The sequence below is a fragment of the Rhodospirillaceae bacterium genome (assembly GCA_018662005.1).
In the GTDB taxonomy this organism is placed as follows: Bacteria; Pseudomonadota; Alphaproteobacteria; order Rhodospirillales; family JABHCV01; genus JACNJU01.
Window position 1 is genome coordinate 1 of the sequence record JABJHA010000019.1, and the last position, 19677, is coordinate 19677.

The following is a 19677-nucleotide window of genomic DNA, read 5'->3' on the forward strand; positions in this document are numbered from 1 at the left end:
AATGTGGGGACATCGACAGAAATGATTAATACTCATTATGATCATGTTCTAAATGAACAGAAGACAGAGATACTGACGTCCACAAAAAGACAAAAGAAGTAGCCAGTTATCTCATTTGAAATGAGATAATTCGTAATTACTGAAAACCGTTAGCTTCCTAATTTCATAGAGCCCCTCTCACACCTGCATATTTTCGCTCGCCAGGAGCGCCAAATTTTTAAGCAGTACCAAACGGCATATTCCTCAATTTCAGAGCTGTGGGGAGGAATATGCTGCTGGTGAACATGGTTTGTGCGAAATATTAGGCTGCATGAGCGAGAAAAAATCACACTCACCAAAATCACCTTCCAAAATCTGAAGAAAGTGGCTGCCTCAGCGGAGAGATGGCGGTAAATGCCATTAGTAGACTAACTTTAACTGGAGATTGAAAATGGCTTATCTAAACAAACTGAAACTGACTGATACCGCTCGTAACCGTACTATAGACCCTGTCATGCGTCGGCGGGAAAAGTTGATCGAAAAACTTAATGAGCAACGTGAATCAGCAGTGCATTCCATCGATAATACGCCGTATCTGCCAACAAAACGTGCGTGGGTTACGGATGGTGTGACTGGTGAGCGCAATCTGATCGAAAAGCCCAAAAAGGTTCGTCAGTGGTTTTGGGAAGCTGGTGGCGTATGGCTTTTCCAAATCCGTTATGGCGCTAATGTGCTCGAACTGGCGAAGGGGAAACCCACCATTGAAGTTGGCGATAAAGCAAAATTGCCAGATGTGATCGAACTCTGCATCAACGCCGTTAAAGATGGCGAACTGGATGCCCAGTTAAATGAGATGGCGGTGCAAACTGGAGCCAAACTGCGAAAGTCAAAAGCCGCTTAAAACAAAACCATGTGCAGCATCAAGCTGTACATGGTCCACCTGGGTACAGAATTCTGCCCAGATCCCTATTTTAACATGTTACCCTACTGGCCAGGTCAGGCAACTAAAATGGCTAATAATATGGTTTGACCTTTAGGAAATTATCTCATTTAAAATGAGATAAAGCGGACATTAATGTCTGGATTACCCCCTAAAAACGGACATAATCGGTAGGTGGCTGGAACTTCCGCTAATAGCCAAAAGCGGACTTAAGAAAATGGTCTTTATTTGAGTTAAAAATTAGCTCTCTGTATTGAAAAAAAGGATAGTTCACATGTTAACGTGACAGTCTCGGGTGCATCCCATATTATTATTTGAACAATCAAGACTTGGGAGCCTTGAATAAAATGCCGGATAAGGCAGCGCGTTTTGTCAGTCGCCTCACTCACAACACGCTTGCCCTCGTGCTGGCTGGAGGGCGAGGCAGCCGCCTGGGTGTATTGACCGATTGGCGGACCAAGCCCGCTGTTCCTTTTGGCGGCAAGTTCCGCATCATCGACTTCACCCTTTCCAATTGCCTTAACTCCGATATCAGACGGATTTGCGTGCTGACACAGTACAAATCGCATTCCCTGATCCAACATCTGCTGAAGGGATGGACCTATCTCAATTCGGAACATGGTGATTTCCTGGATATCATACCCGCCCAGCAGTGGCTAGATGACGACCAGTGGTATCAAGGAACGGCAGATGCCGTTTACCAGTCACTCGACATTATTGAGGGTTACGGACCTGAATATGTCCTGATTTTGGCTGGTGACCATATCTACGGCATGGACTATGGGGAAATGTTGGCGGCTCACGTCGAATCCGGAGCAGCCTTCACCATCGCCTGTAATGCCGTCCCTATGGCCGAAGCCAAACATTTCGGAGTCATGCAAATTAACGATGATGGGCGCATTATCGACTTCGAGGAAAAACCCGAATCCCCCAAGGCAATGCCGGATAACCCGGACATGGCGCTGGGAAGCATGGGTATTTACGTCTTTTCCCTGGATTATCTTAACAAGCAGTTGGTGCGGGATGCCTCCGACGAATCTTCCGACCACGATTTCGGCAAGGATGTGATTCCTTACGCCCTTGCTCAAGGAGACCATGTGCAGGCCTATCAATTCCAGAGCCCGACTCAAGGGGGAAGTCCCTATTGGCGCGACGTCGGAACCATAGACGCATACCATCAAGCAAATATGGAGCTCATTTCATCGGATCCACCTTTCGATATCTATGATCGGGAATGGCGAATCATGACCGATCAGCCACAACTTCCGCCAGCCCGCTTTCTGGGTCGTGGATCGGGCTGCGGAATAGAGAATTCCATGGTCAGCGGCGGTTGCGAGATTGAAAGTTCGAAATTATATAATTCGATGCTGTTTTCCAATGTCAAAGTATACCAGGGATGTGAGCTCAATGGCGTCCTGGCGCTTCCCGGTTGTGAGATCGGTAGGGGGTCACGTCTGAAAAATGTCATCCTCGATAACCAGTGCCGGGTGCCAGAAGGAACAGTTATTGGTGAGGACCCTGAAGAAGACGCGAAGCGGTTTATTATGTCTGATGAAGGCGTGACCGTCGTCAATCGCAAGATGCTTGGTCAGGGGGAAGGCTATATTTCAGGCGTTATCCGGGAGAAACAGGACGCCAGCCCCAAATAACGGTCAGGCTTCCTCAAGGAAGAAGGGGGTGCGAACACTGGCGAGCGTTTTTTCCAGGCTGAAATAATCTATTTTGCCCGCATCCAGTAATGCCTTGTCCTCATTACTTGAAAAGACCAGTTCGCCGAGGACCTCGAGACCGCCGATCAGTCCGGACATTCCATCACCATGAGTTTTTGAGCGGTCGCGGGGGACGAAAAAGAGGCTGATGTCGTCGCCCGGGGTATTGCGCGAAACGATGAAATTTGCTGTCAAATCATGAATGCGGCTCTTGTTTTTAGCCGCCCATCCGGAAATCCATTGCGATGCCTGTTTGAGTACGGCTTTGGGTTTACCTGTCCACACGGCAACGTCCAAAGGGTAATTTTTTAGGAATTTACCCTTTTCCCCACTCTCAAATTGTTGCCTGGCGGCGCGTTCCAATGGAAATTCCGGTTCGTCTTCCGGACGTTTGAAAAACTGAAAATGAAGATGCCCGGGAATCGATGCGCCGGCGTTAACACCATTGTAAAAACCGATATAACCGGGCATACGCTCAGCAAGCTCGACGAGATCATTCAGAAGCACGGAAACTTCCAGTTTTCCCTTTTCACAAACCGGCCATTCTTGCGATGTATGTTCAGTAGTAGCAATGACGACGTGAGTCGGCGAAAGAGGAAATGGATTCATCCAGGCGTAGTAGCTGGTTTCGCCCATATGGATTTCATAACCCATCTCAGTACCCTGTTGCTGCCAGCGGATATTGTCGCGACACAGAAAACAGCCCTCATTCCTGATCTCTGTTCCCGGTGGCGGTGTGGAAATTCCGGAACCATTAAAACGCAAAGCCCTCTCGGGATTGTACTGGATACGGAAAAATCTGGATGGATATTCAGGATGTTTGAAGTTATGGCGCTCAACAGCGTCAAGACCAATCTTGATGAAACCGCTTTCCTTCTGGTGGGCCTCCAGTTCACTCAAAGCCGCATCAAGGCCACCACCACTGATTTCAATCTCGCGAAGCCGCGAGTTCAGTTTGTCCCAGGTGTGTTCGTAATTTGTATGCATCTTGATTATCGTTATGAATCTTAAGACCCGAAAGGGTGGGGATTTATCCTACTAATGACTGCTATATAATGCAGAGAGATCGATTAAGAAATAAAAAATATCCCATTGATTCATTAATTGCAGAACGGAATGAACTTATGCGCGGCGATACCATCATCGTAGAGGCACACCACCGAAAAGCGGCTGAAGAAATTATTCCCCTCATCTTGCCCGAATTAGAAGCCTCGCCCGGAAAGTACACAATAACGGTGGCCGGTGAATCGGGCAGCGGCAAGTCGGAAACGGCAACCGCCATCGCCGAAGCCCTTGCCGAGCATGACATTTCAAGCGTCATCTTCCAGCAGGATGATTATTTCGTCTATCCGCCGAAAACCAACGATGCAACGCGCCGCAAGGACATCGCCTGGGTCGGCACCCAGGAAGTAAGGCTGGACTTGCTCGACGAGCATTTGCAGGCCTTTCGAGATGGTGCCGAGAGCGTTACAAAACCGCTTGTTGTCTACGAAGACGACGCCATTACCGTCGAGAACATGGAAATTGGACAGGCGCGAGTCGCCATCGCCGAAGGCACCTACACTACGGCGTTAAACGTTGTCGATACCCACATATTCATTGACCGCAGCTATGCGGAAACCCGTGCCCATCGCGAAAAAAGAAACCGTGATGCGTCGGAACTCGACTCGTTTACAGACGGTGTGCTGAAGATAGAGCACGACATTATTTCCGCTCAGAAACCCCGTGCCAAAATTGTTATAAATACCGACTATTCCGTAAACGTGGCTGACTGACGGTTTTTTCCTCCGAACTCCACCTAGGACAGAACGTAAATGCATATCGCTTTCCTTAACCCGCAAGGCAACTTCGACACGGCCGATTCCTATCTCGCCGAACACCCGGATTTCGGCGGTCAACTCGTCTACGTCAAGGAAGTTGCCCAGGCCATGGCCGCGATGGGGCATAAGATCGATATCGTGACCCGCAAGATCGACGATCCTGAGTGGCCGGAGTTCTCGTCCGCCATCGATGCCTATCAGGGCTTTGAAGAAAACCTGCGCATCCTTCGCTTTCCTTGCGGGGGGGCGAAGTTTCTGGGCAAGGAAGAATTGTGGCCACACCTGGAAGAGTTCGTGCGCAACATGCTCGATTTTTACGGCGACGATCTGCCCGATTTCGCTACGGCTCACTACGGCGACGGCGGTTACTGCGCCGTGCTGGCAAAAAGCCTTGCCGGGATAGGTTTCACCATGACCGGTCATTCCCTGGGTGCACAGAAATTCGACAAGCTGGGTACGACCCTTGCCAATGTTGATGCGATGGAGGAACGCTATTGCTTTTCACGACGCATTGCTGCCGAACGCCTCAGCATGAGAGAAGCCTACCGCATCATTACTTCTACTGAACAGGAACGGCGCGAGCAGTATTCGCATCCGCTATATGCCGGTGCCGTAGATGTAGACGAGCCCGGAAAATTCTCTGTCATCCCCCCCGGGGTCAACACCCGCATCTTCACGACCGATAAATCGGATATCGACGCAACTGTTAAAGAAAAACTCGATACCAAGTTCAATGGTGTGGACGGTCCGGTGGTTCTCGTCTCCAGCCGTCTGGATGAAAAGAAGAACATCATCGGCGTTGTCCAGGCATATGCCCAAAGCGAAGACCTTCGAGGCGAGTTCCCCCTGGTCCTGTGCGTCCGGGGTGTAGATGATCCTTTCACCGAGATGGACCATCTGGCCGAAGAAGAACAAAAGGTGCTGAAGCCAATCCTTGATCTCATTGAAGAGATCGGTATCCGCGATCGGGTTCATTTTCTCAACATCCAGTCCCAGAAAGAACTCGCCGCTACTTACAGATATTTCGGCGAACGAGGCTCTGTCTTTGCCTTAACGGCATTTTACGAACCATTCGGCCTTGCACCGATCGAAGCTGCGGCCTGTGGCTTGACTCAAGTTGCGACGAAAAATGGAGGCCCGTCTGAAATTTTTGAAGGCGGCACCGGTATCCTCGTTGATCCCTTTGAGCCTCAGAATATTGCACAAGGATTGCTCGAAGGCCTCAAGCGGCACGCCGAATTGTCGCCAATGGCCATACGCCATGTGCATGATACCTATACATGGCAGCGAACGGCAAAATCCTACTTGGAAGCAATTTCTGACGGCTTTAAAGGCAAGCACACCCTGGGGGCTGCGGTTCCTGAGCTGGGCGATAGCGCCCGTATCGCGGATTATCTCAATACTGTAGAAACCAAAAGCCCGAGCTAGGCGTCAAGTGCTCCCATGAGCCATTCCAAATGATTGATGGTTCTGTTGGGCGGTGGTTGCCCGCTGGCCGTTTGGGGAACTTGAACTGATCAGGTAATCACCGTCGGAGCGTCACGGCCTGTTCGCCCCCGGATATCAGCAATCTCGCCGGCGATTGAAATTAGGTCAAAAAGAACCTGTTGAGTGTCTAGAGCGTGACGCGCGGGATCGGGTTCATATCGTTCCAGATAGACACGTAGCGTCGCCCCCTCGGTCCCGGTTCCCGAAAGCCGGTAAACGATGCGCGACCCATCCTCAAACATGATTCGGATTCCCTGGGCTGTACTGACGGATCCGTCGACAGGATCCGTGTACTGGAAATCGTCGGCACGGACAATGCGCTGATTACCGAAGGAGCGCCCGGCAAGGTTCTCTATGTCATCGCGCAGGTGGTCCATTAGGGATTCCGCCGCCGTCAGGTCAATGCCTTCGTAATCATGGCGCGAATAGAAATTGCGGCCGTACTTGCGCCAATGTTCGCGCATGATTTCCTCAAGCGATTCACCTCTCACCGCCAAAATATTGAGCCACAGAAGCACAGCCCATAGGCCGTCTTTCTCGCGGACGTGGCCGGAGCCGGTGCCGAAACTCTCCTCACCACAGATTGAAACCTGGCTACTGTCGAGCAGGTTGCCGAAGAATTTCCATCCGGTAGGGGTCTCGAAGCATGGAAGGCCCATATCCTCGGCGACCCGGTCGGCGGCCTGGCTCGTCGGCATGGACCGCGCAATGCCCTCAATACCTGAGACATAACCAGGGGCGAGGTGGGCGTTGGCGGCCAATACCGCCAGACTGTCGCTGGGGGTGGCGAAAAAACACCGCCCAAGGATCATGTTGCGATCGCCGTCACCGTCCGAGGCCGCCCCGAAATCCGGTGCATCACCTCCGTACATGATCGCCACCAATTCCTTGGCGTGGGCAAGATTGGGATCGGGATGACAACCGCCGAAATCGGGTAAAGGTTCGCCATTGATGACTGTGCCTTTCGGCGCACCCAGGCGGTCTTCAAGTATATGGCGGGCATAGGGGCCGTTTACGGCGTGCATGGCATCAAAACAGACCCGGAATCCGCCCCCACTGAGCAGCGCGGTCAGACGCGGGAAATCGAATAACGTCTCCATTAATTCGGCATAATCGGAGACAGGATCGATAACTTCCACCTCCATTTCGGCCGTCATCGTTCGTCCGATGGTAGCCAGATCGACATCATCGGCATCGAGGATTTGATACGCCTCTATCGTCTTGCTGTGGGCGTAGATTAGATCGGTCAATTGTTCCGGTGCCGGCCCCCCGTTGGCGATGTTGTACTTGACGCCAAAATCGCCGTTTGGCCCACCGGGATTATGGCTGGCCGACAGGATAATACCGCCCATAGCGCCATGTTTACGGATGATGCAGGATGCGGCCGGCGTCGACAAGATGCCGTCACGGCCGACGATTATTCGGCCAAAACCATTTGCAGAGGCCATCTTGATGATGATCTGAATGGCGCGGCGGTTATAGAAACGCCCGTCGCCGCCGACCACTAGCGTCTTACCCTTGTAATCCTCAAGGGCGTCGAAGATTGATTGGATGAAGTTTTCCAGATAGTGCGGGCGGCGAAATTCCGAAACCTTCTTGCGTAATCCCGAGGTGCCGGGCTTCTGGTCATCGAAGGATGCGGTGGCGATCGATTTCTTGGTCATTGGCCTTCGTAGCCCTAGGAGGATTTGTACAGGCTCATAACTGAATATGTAACACAGCCATGCAACATTCCTCAGCCCATTTTGAATATTGTATAGGTTCAGGAAAAGGGACGTATGCCGCCGCCCTGGTTTTCAGTATTGATTCGATCAGATTAATGTCCGCTTTGAGTCAAAAGCAGACCTAATTACCCATCCAGAATGATGTCCGCTTTGCCCCCAATAGCGGACATGAAATTCCAGAAATTGGATTTAGTGATTTTGACTTCCGCTTTCCGTAGAAAAGCAGACATAATCATGCAGCCGAATTAATGTCTGCTAATAGCCAAAAGGAGACTATTACAAATACGTTATTGTAAGCTGTGTAGTTTTCTTGCATTCCTGGTGAAATTCGCGCTTGCTTTGACTGACGCATAATCAGGATCGGTTTGAACGACATGACGATTGAGGTGCAAAAATCTGATTGGGCGATTGTGGCTCTTTCCATCCTTGCTGGAATTATAGCAGCCGCCCATATTGGGAAAGCAACGGCATCCTTGCCTCTGCTTCGGAGCGAACTGGGCCTTACCATTATTCAAGCAGGATGGGTCGTTTCCATTATCGCTGCCATGGGGATGGCGAGCGGAATGATTGCTGGCATGGTCGCCGATCGTGTGGGTCACAGAAGGCAAATGATCATCGGCTTATTGACCATAGCGATAAGTAGCGCCATCGGCTCCATGGCAACCGGTTCAGGTTTGCTTTTAGCCTCCCGGTTTATGGAAGGTGTTGGTTTCATTGCCATTGTGGTTTCCGCTCCACCACTGATCATCACGTCGATCCTGTCCCGACATCGTTCAGTGGTGCTGGGGGTATGGAGTGTATGGCTTCCGAGTGGGATGGCGCTGTCCATGTTGATTTCGTCCCCAATACTGGGATCCTATGGATGGCGGTCCCTATGGCTCTTCTGGACAATTTTGAGTTTGATACTGGTGGCGTTGTTGCTGACAAAAACGGATAAGGGGCAGGGTCATGTTGCGTCACCTGAGCAACACCATTCCTTCGTGGGTAGCTTGCGATTGATATTGAGTCGTCCGGGACCGATGTTAATGGCACTTAACTTCGCCGTTTTTGCAGCCCAGTGGGGATCGATGGTGGTTTGGATACCCAGTTTCCTGGTGGAACAACGCTCAACGGAAGTCTCGACAGCGGCCCTCCTGGGCGCATTGGTTGTCGTTTTCAATGTGCCGGGAAATTTGATGGGAAGCTGGCTGTTACACCGGGGAGTGGCGCGCTGTCATTTAATCAGCGGTACGCATCTGATGATGGGCTTATGTGCTGTTGGTGTTTTTTCTGACACCTTGCCTGATGGGGCACGTTATGGACTGGTGCTGTTGTTCTCGCACGCTGCCGGATACCTGGCGGCGGCCATGTTCGCTTCGGTGCCTGTGCATGCACCCTCCCCGCAACAATTCGGTGCCACCAATGGTTTGCTTATACAGGGTGCCAATTTTGGCAATTTTTTCGGGCCGCCTGCCGCGGCGGCTATTGTCGCCGCCCTAGGTAATTGGAACGGGGTTCTTTGGCTTATACTGGCGTGCGCTGGGACGGGATTCGTTTTGTCCCTTTGGCTGACGTTGATCGAAAAGAAAAGGCTCACGGGTGAGAGTGTCGGTTAATTACAGAAACCCAAACCCCGAAAACCCCGTTAAATGAGCCCTTTTCGCTTCAGCGAATTTCATTCATCAGTTCGCAGCGCATTAATCACTTTTTCCGGTGTGATCGGCAAGTCGCAGATCCTTACACCAATTGCGTTGGCGACGGCGTTGGCGATGGCCGCGGGTGTCGGCGTCAGGCCTACTTCGGCGGCTCCCTTGGCCCCGAACGGGCCAAGGCCACTACGTGATTCTAAGATGATGGTCTGAATGTGGCACAGATCCATGGAGGTCGGACACAGGAATTCACTTAAGGAAGGCGTCATTAGTTGCCCTTCCCGATAGACCATTTCCTCGCTGAGAGCGTAGCCGTGTCCTTGCGCAGCCGCTCCTTCGATCTGGCCTTCCACGGCCTGCATATTGATGGCCTGTCCGACGTCGTGGGCGCCAACATTCTTGGTGACTGTGATTTCGCCGGTTTCCGTATCAACCGCAACTTCAACCGCGTGAGCGCCGAAGGTGTAATCGGGATGAACTTGTCCCTGGCCCGTTTCCGGGTTCAGGCGTTCGCCGGTCGGGGCCCTGTAAACGGCCAGTTCCGAACGGTGAATGCCATCGGCGGCGCACATTCCGGCCAGATCGGCCAGGGTCATTGAGCGCTGCTGATCGCCGATGACGAACACCCGCGCAGCGGCTATGTCGATTTGTTCGGCGGGCACATCTAATTCCTGTGCTGCCCGGCTCGTGAGACGTTGGCGCACCGCGTGCGCGGCAAGTTTTACGGCGTTACCGCTCATGAACACGCCGCGCACTGCCGTGCATGTGCCGGCATATGGCGTGGTCGATGAATCGCCATTATGGACGCTCACGCTATCCAAGGAGACACCGAGAACTTCCGCGGCTATCTGCGCCAGGGTGGAAATCTGCCCGGCCCCGATATCCGGCATGCCGCACCTCACCAGCACCGTGCCGTCCAATTCGATGCTGACCCATGCCTCGGCCGTATCATTCAGCCACACGAGGCGCCCGTAGGGCTGTTGGTATACGGCGACGCCGTGGCCGAATTTAATAGGCCCGGCATTGGCAGGACATTGCCCCAAAGCCGCGAGCGCACGGGTAGCGCACTCGTCGGTCCATACCGCGCTTTCAATGCGATAGCCCGTTGTGATGGGGTCACCTGTATTGAAAAAGTTACGGCGTCGCAATGTCATGGGGTCAATGCCAAGGGCTTTGGCGGCCTCGTCCATTTGTTGCTCATAGGCTATGCAGGCCTGGGCCGCGCCGAAGCCACGAAAGGACCCGGTGTACATGTTGTTGGTGGCGACGCATCGGGAATCAATTTGCAGGTTTTCCACCCTGTACGGCCCGGGCGCAGTTTCGGTCGCATACATCAAGACATACGGCGAGGTATATATATAGGGCCCACTATCCGACGTGATATCAATTTTGGCGGCGGTGATCATGCCGTCCTTGGTGAAACCCGTTTTGTGGCTGATGGCGAAGGGGTGGCGCTTGGCGTGCCCGAAGAAAGACTCCTCCCGGGTGTAACACATGCGCACCGGCCGGCCGGTGGCTTTGGTCAAAAGCGCAATGAAAATTTCCACCGTGACATCGACTTTACCGCCGAAGCCGCCACCGACCATGGCCCCCCGGATACGGACCTTGGCGTGGGGAATTCCGAGCGCCTCGGCGACATCGCGGAAACGCTCGATATTTTGCGTCGAGACCCTGATATTGATGACATCGCGTTCGTCGACCCAGGCCAGTCCCACCTCGGGTTCGAGGAACGCATGTTCGACGAACTGGGTGCTAAAGGTGTTTTCGATGATCACCTCAGCGGCGCTGAAACCGGCTTCCAGGTCTCCCTTGCGGACCTTGTATTGGGCGACGATGTTGTCGGTACCAAAAACGATTGGAGCGTCCGGTTTCAGGGCCTCAAACGGATCGTAGACACCGGCCACTGGCTCCAGATCGAATTCAATCAGGTCGATGGCTTTTTGGGCGATAGCCGAAGTTTCCGCAGCCACCAGGGCAATCGGCTCACCGTGATAGCGTACGATGTCGTCGATCAGGATCGGTTGGTCGGTTTGCTGTGATTTGGCGGTGGCCCGGCCGTGAAGGTCCGTTGAAACGGAATTGTTGATCAAGTCATCAGAGGTCAGGACGCTGGCGACGCCCGGCAGTTCCAGCGCCCGCGAAACATCAAGACGTGTCAGCCGGGCGCTGGCTAGTGGACTTCGAAGCACCTTGGCATGCAGCATGTCGGGCATCGAATAATCGCCTGCATAAAGCGTCTTGCCGAATACCTTGTCCGGCGCGTCGATGCGCGCAAGCGGCTTGCCCACTTGTCGAAATTCGGCGTTGGCTTTCGGAAGCTTGTGATCGACGATATCGTTCATTCGGCTTGCCCCTGCCTGCGCACCACCCTGGCCGCTTTGGATACGGCCTCAATGATCTTGGTGTATCCCGTGCATCGACACAGATTACCGCTTAAGGCGAAGCGGATATCGTCTTCGCTGGGATTGTCGGTGGCGTTTTGCAGCATCGAGTGGGCGGCGATGATGAAGCCCGGCGTGCAATAACCGCACTGGGCGGCTCCGCCGTCGATAAAGGCGCTGTGTAACGGATGCGGGGCGTCGGGACAGCCCAGACCGGACACCGTAGTGATAGCCTTGCTGTCAACAGTCCAGGTCAGGGTCAGGCAACTGTCCATGGCGACGCCGTCGATGAGCACAGCACAGGCGCCGCAATCGCCTTTTTCACAGCCGCACTTTACGTCCGTTTGCTCCAGATGGCGCAGCGTCTCAAGTAATGTTTCGTTGCTGGCGACTTCGGCGGGCTGGATTTCGTCGTTGATAAGCAGGGAAACGGTCTTTGTTCGTTTCATCGGGGCTGTCCTCCTTCCTACAGGCTGACCCAGGCCTTTTTGAGCAAGCGCCGGGTCAGCGTGTGAACCGTATGTCGCCGGTAGGCCGCCGTGGCTCGAATATCGTCTATCGGATCGCAGGCGCTAACAGCCGTCTGCGCGGCCATCTCTATAAGGTCGGTTGTCAGGATTTGATTTTCCAGCATTTTTTCGGCTTCAACCGCCCGCAGGACGACCGGGGCCACGGCGCCAAGGGCGATACGCGCCTTAGTGCAGCGCCCGTCTTTGCGCTGCAGGGCCACGGCGACGCCGGTCACGGTGATGGCGTCGCCCTTGCGCCGCGCCAGTTTGCGGAATTGATTGGCGAAATTGACGCCGGGTCGCGGCCACCAGATGTCGGTAATCAATTCATCGGCGCGGCGCTGGTTTTGCTTATAGCCAACAAAGAACTCATGCAACGCGACATCGCGTGATCCGGTCATACTGCCAAGCGTCACGACGGCGTCCAGCGACAGCAAGGGCGGAACCAGATCGGCGGCCGGCGAGCCGCAAGCGATGTTACCGGCGACGGTGGCGCAGTTACGCACCATCTGGCCGGCGAAAACCCGGGCCGCGTCAACCAGCGACGGCCCCAATTGCTGAATGACTGAGGACTGCAAAAGCTCGCTGACGGTGGTCGATGCGCCTATGCGCACGCGCTGCTCATCGGCCTCGATACCGCGCATTTGGTTGATGTTGACGAGGCTGATCAGCCGCTCGCTGGCCACCCGGTGGGCCCGCAGATCGACCAGCAGGCTGGTGCCGCCGGCCAGTGGCAAAGCGTCGCCTTTCGACAACTGCGCAAGCGCAAGGTCCAGGTTCTCGGGCAGCTCTAGGTCAAATTCAGGTAGCATAAGACGATAATAAGTACGTTTTCTCGTCGCCGTAAATGGACAATAAAATTTGTCTGAAGGAATAATTATTTCACGGCAATTTCGCCCTGCGCAATAGGATCAGTGACATTAGCCTTGGCGCGGGCGTAGAATTGGTCTCTGGTCAATCTGGGTAATATATTAACGTGCAAAAACTTCGATACAGACTTCCTCCACTGAACTCTCTGATCGCCTTCGAGGCGTCGGCCCGCCATCTCAGTTTTACGGCGGCCAGCGAGGAATTGATGGTTTGTCGCGAAGCGGTCAGCCGCCAGGTTCGACTCCTTGAAAAGCATCTCGAGGTCAAACTTTTTAACCGGCTTTATCGGACCCTGGAGTTGACCGAAGCGGGGCTTGCCTTCAGGTCCGGAACCGAGCAAGGCCTGGAAACCATCGCCCTCGCGGCGATGGATGTCAAACATCTAAACGAAACGGCCAAAATATCGGTCAGCGCGACTATCGCCATCACCTCATTCTGGCTGAGGCCGCGATTGCCGCAATTTCGCGTCGATAATCCGGGTCTGGAAATACGGGTGCGGGCAGCCGACATGCCGCCCGACATTGTCGCCGAAGACATTGACGTGTGTCTGTTGTACGGCGATGGCAACTGGTCCGACCTCAAGGACATGGTCCGGCTTTATGAAGTCGATATCTTTCCCGTTTGCTCGCCGGAATATTTGCACGACAATGGCCCCATCAACTCGCCGAATGATCTTCGCGGCCAAACCTTGCTTGACATGTACTACAAGGCGACCCGCTTCTCTGTAGATTGGGCGTGGTGGCTGGGCGAATGGGGAAACCAGCTGCCGCCTTCCTACCATAAACTGGGATTTGACAGCTACGTCAACGTTGTTCACGCCGCCTGGGATGGACAGGGAGTCGCCCTCGCTTTCAGTCATGTCGCTGACGAATTGTTATCCAAAGGCCGTCTGGTTCGCCCCATTGAACATACATGTAAAGGCCAAGGCATGTACCTGGGCGTTCCCAAAAACAAGAAGCCGTCAAAGTACGCCCAGACGTTCATTGACTGGGTGGTTAGCGAAGCCCGCGACTAGCGAATTAATATCAAACCCAAACGATGACCGACGGGGACATCTTCGGGTGCGGTGCTGCCGCCGATTGGAAAAATATCCCAACCGGCGTTGGCGGCCATGATGAACACATCCATCCCCATGCTTTCCATGGAAGCCCTTGCCCGCAGGGGATGCTTGCATCCTTCTCCGACTTCCAGGGCGATGCATTTGTCATTTTGACAAAAATAAGGCTTGCACGGACCGACCCCGAAACCCAGCGCCAGATGGTAGCCATCGTAAAAGGCGTCGGCTTCTATCTTTCCGACAATCTTGTAAGCATTCAGGCCACTTGGCACGTAGGCCCTATCTTTCAGGGTATTGGGCCCGGCCAGAACATCGGTCGTGACTTCAATATCAATAAAGATGCCGTGCTCGTATTTTCCAAGCAGCAGCCTGACGTCCGGCAGTTCCATGGCGTAAGGCGGGCAATGGACATTGGTGCCGTGGAACCTGCATTTGGGGTATGTGCATTTGGCCCTGACGCGCTCATCAATGATAATATCCGAACTGGCGATTATCTTGGTCCTCGTCGCCCCCATTTCCATGGCGCTGTCACAGTATTTGGTCAAATCTTTTTCAAATTGAGCCTTCGGAATCCTTGCAACAATTTTCCTGTGCGGCTGGGCGGCATTTTTTTTGGCCATTGGATTTCTCCGATATTAAACAGGTGATTTTTTGCCTAAGGCATTAAAATTCCCGGCAAAAACGTGATGAGTTGGGGAAAAGCCACCATCACCAGGATGACAGCCAGAAGAACAAAGAAGAAGGGGGCGCAGCCCCTGACAATTTCATTAAATGGTAAATCAGGGCGCAGGCCCTGCAAAATAAACAGGTTAACGCCAACCGGGGGAGTTAGCAGGCCGACCTCGATAAGCATGGTCTGAATAACCCCAAACCAGACGGGATCGAACCCCAACGCCATAACGATAGGAAATGTGATTGGCAGGGTCATGACAGTCATCGAAAGCCCGTCCATCAGCATCCCCAAGATCAGATACATGATCATGATACCGACAAGAGTGGCCATGGCCGGCAAGCCCATGTCGATAACCGACGCCGACAGATCGCGAATAATTCCTGCGTTGCTCAAATAGATCTGCATAAGTTTGCCGCTCAGGTAGATCACCAAAATCATGCTGCTTGTGCCGATGGTCTTTTTTATGGCCCTGCGCAGCGCATCGAAACTGAGCAGGCGATGGCTGGCGGCCAATAAAAAAACCAGGGAGCAGCCAATAGCCGCCGCCTCGGTGGCTGTTGCTATACCTGCGTAAATGGAGCCCAGCACACCGATGATCAGGACCAGAACAGGCCAGATTTTCAGGAGGGCGACGATGGCCTCACCCGTCGATGGTTTAGGACCGGCGCTGGCATCAGTTGCGATCAGAGCGGGTTGAATTTTGATCCTGACGGCAATGTAGGTCATATAGGCGCCGACCAGAACAAGGCCAGGAATAATGCCGCCAATGAACAGTTTGCCGATTGAAACCTCTGTCATGATTCCGAAGATAATTAGGGTTATGCTGGGTGGAATCAGTATCCCCAGGGTGCTGCCGGCGGCCACGGAACCAACGGCTATGTTTCGATCGTAACCACGGGCCTCCATTTCCGGCAGCGCCACCGAGCCAATGGTCGCGCAGGAAGCCAGACTTGAACCGCTACAGGCGGCGAAGGCGGCTCCAATGACAATATTGGAATGAAGCAATCCACCAGGCAGCAGGCGATCCATAAGCGGGTATATTCCGCTATAAATTCGTTTGCTTAAGCCGGTTTCAAAGAGCAGATAACCCATGAAAACGAATAGCGGGATGGAGACAATAATGAAATTGGCCAGGCTGCTCCAGGCGATAAAGGCAAGCGATAACGCCATGTCAGTGCCAAAAGACAGAAATAACGAGCCGACGGCAAGTAATCCCAGTCCAAACGCAATAGGCATACCGCTAAAAATGAGGATAAAAAGCGCGAGTATATATAAGGCTATAGTCGTGAATAAATCCATATTACCTCATGCCAAGCAAAATCATTTATTGGTTATTGGTTTTGCCTTTTGCGTTGTTTTTATTGATTATTTTTTTAGTCATTCTGGTAATTTCAATGACCAGCTGAATGGAAAACAAAGAAAAGCCTGCGCCCATCACCAGTTGGGGATATCCTAGGGGGGTCAGGGTCGGATACAAGGCAAGGGCCTTCGTTTCGATATTGCCAAAAGCCATGATAAAGCTTTGCTGGGCCAGCAGCAGTATCAGGCCCAGGCCTAATACATAGCCAATCAATACGACGATTTGTCTTGGCCCGTGGGGTATCTTGGTAAGCACAAGATCGGCCTTGACGTGGTAGCCATTATTCAAGGCGTAGGCGGCTCCGGCCAGGCCAATAATGGGCACCGCGTATTCGGAATATTCAACCGCGAAGGGAAAGCCAAAATGAAATAAATTACGGGCGATCACCTCGGCCAACACCAAGACGCCCATCAGACACAAGGCGACGCCGGCGATAAAAACGCTCAATTTCGGTACAAAGTCAGCTATTTTTTGTGACAGACTCATGAATTTTCCAGCAAAAAGCACAGGTTCCCATGAACAATCAGGGAGCCTGCGCTTTCACCTTTATACTGAATCACCCGTTATTTGCCTAAGGCATCACGGACTCGTTTCGCCATTACCTGAACTTCAGGCGGAGCAGCCTCTAACCACTCGTCACGGATCTGTTTGTCCACCGCTCCCGCTTTGGCCAAATCCGCCGCTGACGGTTGAATGATGGTCATGCCCAGCTCCTGCATCTTTTTAATGGCAGGGGCGCCTGCAGCCGCCTGTTGTTTCCATTCCTCAATCTCGACCTTGTTGGCTTCTTCGACCAGGATGTTTTGCACATTGGCTGGCAGGGCGTTGAATTTTTCCAGGTTTACGAAGGTCGCGAAGACCACTATTCCCGACGGCCACCAGTTGTAATACTTGGTTACTTCATGCAATTTCGCTTCAAGTACGGAAACCGGTGAACTGGAATTGGCTTCCACGACCCCGGAGGCAAGCGCCGTATAAAGTTCGGAATACGGAATAGAGTGCGGAACACCCCCCAAACGTTCAATCCATTTGGACAAGGGCAAATTCCAGGTCCGTGCCTTTATGCCCTTAAAATCGTCGACCGTCTTTATCGGGGTTTTGGAAATCCAGCCGGCCACGGGCTTGCCCGCGCCCTTAAGCAGCTTCAGGCCCATTTTTTCCTGGGCCGCTTTATCGAGGTCGGATTTGATCAGATACCAGCCCTTTTTGGCTTCCGCTAGATTAGTAAAAAACGGTTGGTCAAAAATACCGAAAGCAGGTATTTCTGTAATTGCTGCGGTTATCCCTTCGGCGGCTTCAAGTTGTTTTTTGCTGACAACACGATGAACGCCCCATCCGCTGTAGCCTAGTACTTTTGGCTGAAAAATCGTAATATCCAGGTCACCACCGGTGCGTTTCCTGACCGCGTCGGCCATCTTCGCAAGAAGTGTAGTGGTAATTGAACTTGCTGGTTCGTACGCCTGCAGGCGCCATTTCTCAGCGGCCACCGCAGTGCTCGCCATTACTGAAAGTCCGAACAGGGCGGCTAAACCCAAAGAAATTATTTTTTTCATTACAGTGCCTTCCTTTCCGTCATTATCCTGTTGCACGAAAAATCTTCGTTTGTTTATCTATTTTCTGTAAAGGCAAAAAGAGGTTGAGGTGGGGCAACTTTTTATTCATGCGGTGGTTTTATTTATCTTGGGGCGAAAGATTATAACTCAAATCAAGGACCGAGGATTAGTAATCTTGCGGCCAAACCATTGGCAAGCTATGAAATGAACAGGCCAACAGGATCGCACGAATAATTTGTTGCCTTACTCCAATTCTTTGTCGGGTTTACCACAACGGGCTTTATTGATTAGTACCAATCATAACAAACATGCGATTGATTAGTACCAATCATAACAAATATGCCAAAAGAAGTCGAAATTTGGGCGATACAATAAGAAAGCAAATTGAATGCTGACACTGACCTCAGCGTTGCATCGGGCGTCCAAGGTGTTCGGGAGCGAACCCGCTGTTATTGACCCGGAAGGTGAATATACCTGGGCCGAATTCGTTGATCGCATCGCCCGTGCCGCAAGCATCCTGCAATCGCTGGGGGTCAAACGCGGAGAGCGCTTCGGGATTATCAGCCGAAACAGTTTTCGCAAAGCCGAAATCATGCATGCAGGGTACTGGATGGGCGCCATACCTGTACCCGCCAACCATCGCCTGGCCCCCCCCGAAATAGCCGCCATCTTCGAGGACGCCGAATGCAGGGTTATCGCGGTGGAAGACCATTTCCGCTCTGTGCTTGGGCACCAGGCGCTGAAGGCATGGGCCGGCGATCCCATCTGGCTTGTTCCGCAGACGACGGAAATCGACGGAAACAACTACGAGAGCTTGCTGGCAACCGCCGTCCCTGCCCCCATGGGCGCTGTGGATGAAGACGACGACGCGGTGCTGCAGTACACCGGCGGCACCACTGGCCGTTCTAAAGGCGTAAGGTTGACTCACCGAAATGTCATTACCAACGCCCTGCAGATCGCCAGCGCCATTCACCCCAAGATGGGTGATGTACATTTGCACATAAATCCCATGTTTCACTCCGGGGATTTGCTAACCACCATGTTTACCCTGGTCGGCGCGACGCACGTCTATGTTCCGGAATTTTCCGGCCCAAAGCTCTTCGAGGCTATCCAGAAATACCGCATTTCCTTCGCCATGCTTATACCCGGAATGATCATCAAGGCCTTGCAGGAAGCCGATCCGACCCAATATGACCTTTCTTCGTTGCAAAAAATTTGGTACGGCGGGTCTTCCCTTTCCGTGGAATGGATACTGAAAACCCTTGATGCCTTTAAGAACGTACAGCTCGTACAATGCTACGGCCAAACCGAGTCCGCGCCAGCCGTGACATTGCTTTTGCCCGCCGATCACGCCGAAGCGCTCGAAACCGGAAACACCGAAATCCTCAGTAGCGCCGGTCGCTTGCTGCCGGGCATGACTATCAACATTGTTGACGCCAATGGTCAGGACGTGGCGCTGGGCCAGCCTGGTGAAATAGTGTTAAGCGGGCCCAACCTTTCCCCAGGCTACGTCAACCGCCCCGAAGAAACAGCTGCAGTGTTTAGGGATGATCGCTTCTATAGCGGCGATATCGGACGCATGGATGAACGGGGTTACCTGTATGTCCTCGACCGCAAGGTCGACATGGTGGTGACTGGCGGCGAGAACGTTTATTCCTCAGAGGTCGAGATCGCCCTCAGCCAGCACCCGGATGTCCTGGAGTGCGCCGTAACCGGGGTCCCTGACGACACCTTCGGCGAAGCACTGCTGGCCGGCATCGTCGCCGCGCCCGGGAAAAATCCCACTGAACAGGAGCTGATCGCGCACTGCCGTGAATTTATCGGCGGCTTCAAAATTCCAAGGCGTTATATCTTCCTGGACAACTTACCTAAAAGCACCTTGCACAAGGTCCTTAAGCACGAACTTAGCGCCCTCTACATCAATGCCCTTGATGCCCAGACAGGTGAACACTTAATTGAAAGTGCGCGTGAGTAGCACCAAGTATA

General features: G+C 53.0%; 16 protein-coding genes. 7 read left to right on the plus strand and 9 right to left on the minus strand.

The window, feature by feature from the left end:
* The first annotated feature begins 430 nt into the window (after positions 1-430).
* A complete protein-coding gene (locus HOL66_09290; GenBank protein MBT5244429.1) occupies positions 431-880 on the plus strand; it encodes a hypothetical protein in 450 nt (149 codons plus the stop codon).
* A gap of 386 nt (positions 881-1266) precedes the next feature.
* A complete protein-coding gene (gene glgC / locus HOL66_09295; protein ID MBT5244430.1) occupies positions 1267-2568 on the plus strand; it encodes a glucose-1-phosphate adenylyltransferase in 1302 nt (433 codons plus the stop codon).
* A 3-nt stretch (positions 2569-2571) separates the two neighbouring features.
* Here the strand turns inward: glgC and HOL66_09300 are convergent, their stop codons facing one another.
* Positions 2572-3615: a DUF4922 domain-containing protein gene (locus HOL66_09300; protein MBT5244431.1), complete on the minus strand. Its 1044-nt coding sequence runs from the start codon at positions 3613-3615 to the stop codon at positions 2572-2574.
* A gap of 137 nt (positions 3616-3752) precedes the next feature.
* Between HOL66_09300 and HOL66_09305 the strand changes: the two genes are divergently transcribed.
* On the plus strand, positions 3753-4403 hold the full coding sequence (locus tag HOL66_09305) for a hypothetical protein (GenBank protein MBT5244432.1): 651 nt from the start codon (positions 3753-3755) through the stop codon (positions 4401-4403).
* A gap of 39 nt (positions 4404-4442) precedes the next feature.
* Complete coding sequence (locus tag HOL66_09310) at positions 4443-5876, plus strand: glycosyltransferase (GenBank protein ID MBT5244433.1); 1434 nt, start codon at positions 4443-4445, stop codon at positions 5874-5876.
* Between the two features lie 89 nt (positions 5877-5965).
* Here the strand turns inward: HOL66_09310 and HOL66_09315 are convergent, their stop codons facing one another.
* Entirely contained in the window at positions 5966-7600 is a 1635-nt protein-coding gene (locus HOL66_09315) for an alpha-D-glucose phosphate-specific phosphoglucomutase (protein ID MBT5244434.1), read from the minus strand.
* A 425-nt stretch (positions 7601-8025) separates the two neighbouring features.
* On the opposite strand from HOL66_09315, the gene HOL66_09320 reads away from it, so the two are divergent.
* Positions 8026-9255 (plus strand): MFS transporter, encoded by a 1230-nt coding sequence (locus HOL66_09320; protein ID MBT5244435.1) that lies wholly within the window; start codon positions 8026-8028, stop codon positions 9253-9255.
* 59 nt (positions 9256-9314) lie between these two features.
* Here the strand turns inward: HOL66_09320 and HOL66_09325 are convergent, their stop codons facing one another.
* The 3 genes from HOL66_09325 to HOL66_09335 are packed head-to-tail and all read right to left on the minus strand — an operon-like array spanning position 9315 to position 12990.
* On the minus strand, positions 9315-11630 hold the full coding sequence (locus HOL66_09325) for a xanthine dehydrogenase family protein (protein ID MBT5244436.1): 2316 nt from the start codon (positions 11628-11630) through the stop codon (positions 9315-9317).
* Positions 11627-12118 (minus strand): (2Fe-2S)-binding protein, encoded by a 492-nt coding sequence (locus HOL66_09330; GenBank protein MBT5244437.1) that lies wholly within the window; start codon positions 12116-12118, stop codon positions 11627-11629. The genes HOL66_09325 and HOL66_09330 overlap by 4 nt, the downstream gene beginning before the upstream one ends.
* A gap of 17 nt (positions 12119-12135) precedes the next feature.
* Positions 12136-12990: a xanthine dehydrogenase family protein subunit M gene (locus HOL66_09335; GenBank protein MBT5244438.1), complete on the minus strand. Its 855-nt coding sequence runs from the start codon at positions 12988-12990 to the stop codon at positions 12136-12138.
* A 164-nt stretch (positions 12991-13154) separates the two neighbouring features.
* Here HOL66_09335 and HOL66_09340 point away from each other — a divergent pair, with 164 nt between their 5' ends.
* Positions 13155-14063, plus strand: a complete 909-nt coding sequence (locus HOL66_09340; protein ID MBT5244439.1) for a LysR family transcriptional regulator — start codon at positions 13155-13157, stop codon at positions 14061-14063.
* Here HOL66_09340 and HOL66_09345 read toward each other — a convergent pair.
* The 4 genes from HOL66_09345 to dctP form a co-directional block, all read right to left on the minus strand.
* On the minus strand, positions 14060-14725 hold the full coding sequence (locus HOL66_09345) for a DUF2284 domain-containing protein (protein ID MBT5244440.1): 666 nt from the start codon (positions 14723-14725) through the stop codon (positions 14060-14062). The genes HOL66_09340 and HOL66_09345 overlap by 4 nt on opposite strands.
* Before the next feature lie 35 nt (positions 14726-14760).
* A complete protein-coding gene (locus HOL66_09350; protein ID MBT5244441.1) occupies positions 14761-16014 on the minus strand; it encodes a TRAP transporter large permease in 1254 nt (417 codons plus the stop codon).
* Positions 16015-16102: 88 nt separating this feature from the next.
* Entirely contained in the window at positions 16103-16624 is a 522-nt protein-coding gene (locus HOL66_09355) for a TRAP transporter small permease (GenBank protein MBT5244442.1), read from the minus strand.
* Between the two features lie 77 nt (positions 16625-16701).
* Positions 16702-17691, minus strand: a complete 990-nt coding sequence (gene dctP, locus HOL66_09360; protein MBT5244443.1) for a TRAP transporter substrate-binding protein DctP — start codon at positions 17689-17691, stop codon at positions 16702-16704.
* A gap of 388 nt (positions 17692-18079) precedes the next feature.
* Between dctP and HOL66_09365 the strand changes: the two genes are divergently transcribed.
* Complete coding sequence (locus HOL66_09365) at positions 18080-19666, plus strand: AMP-binding protein (protein ID MBT5244444.1); 1587 nt, start codon at positions 18080-18082, stop codon at positions 19664-19666.
* Positions 19667-19677 lie beyond the last annotated feature (11 nt).

What these genes read in the sequence shown, in the direction of transcription:
- HOL66_09290 (MBT5244429.1), top strand. Translation starts at nt 431, where the DNA reads ATGGCTTATCTAAACAAACTGAAACTGACTGATACCGCTCGTAACCGT.
- glgC (MBT5244430.1), top strand. Translation starts at nt 1,267, where the DNA reads ATGCCGGATAAGGCAGCGCGTTTTGTCAGTCGCCTCACTCACAACACG.
- HOL66_09300 (MBT5244431.1), bottom strand. Translation starts at nt 3,615, where the DNA reads ATGCATACAAATTACGAACACACCTGGGACAAACTGAACTCGCGGCTT.
- HOL66_09305 (MBT5244432.1), top strand. Translation starts at nt 3,753, where the DNA reads ATGCGCGGCGATACCATCATCGTAGAGGCACACCACCGAAAAGCGGCT.
- HOL66_09310 (MBT5244433.1), top strand. Translation starts at nt 4,443, where the DNA reads ATGCATATCGCTTTCCTTAACCCGCAAGGCAACTTCGACACGGCCGAT.
- HOL66_09315 (MBT5244434.1), bottom strand. Translation starts at nt 7,600, where the DNA reads ATGACCAAGAAATCGATCGCCACCGCATCCTTCGATGACCAGAAGCCC.
- HOL66_09325 (MBT5244436.1), bottom strand. Translation starts at nt 11,630, where the DNA reads ATGAACGATATCGTCGATCACAAGCTTCCGAAAGCCAACGCCGAATTT.
- HOL66_09330 (MBT5244437.1), bottom strand. Translation starts at nt 12,118, where the DNA reads ATGAAACGAACAAAGACCGTTTCCCTGCTTATCAACGACGAAATCCAG.
- HOL66_09335 (MBT5244438.1), bottom strand. Translation starts at nt 12,990, where the DNA reads ATGCTACCTGAATTTGACCTAGAGCTGCCCGAGAACCTGGACCTTGCG.
- HOL66_09345 (MBT5244440.1), bottom strand. Translation starts at nt 14,725, where the DNA reads ATGGCCAAAAAAAATGCCGCCCAGCCGCACAGGAAAATTGTTGCAAGG.
- HOL66_09350 (MBT5244441.1), bottom strand. Translation starts at nt 16,014, where the DNA reads ATGCCTATTGCGTTTGGACTGGGATTACTTGCCGTCGGCTCGTTATTT.
- HOL66_09355 (MBT5244442.1), bottom strand. Translation starts at nt 16,624, where the DNA reads ATGAGTCTGTCACAAAAAATAGCTGACTTTGTACCGAAATTGAGCGTT.
- dctP (MBT5244443.1), bottom strand. Translation starts at nt 17,691, where the DNA reads ATGAAAAAAATAATTTCTTTGGGTTTAGCCGCCCTGTTCGGACTTTCA.
- HOL66_09365 (MBT5244444.1), top strand. Translation starts at nt 18,080, where the DNA reads ATGCTGACACTGACCTCAGCGTTGCATCGGGCGTCCAAGGTGTTCGGG.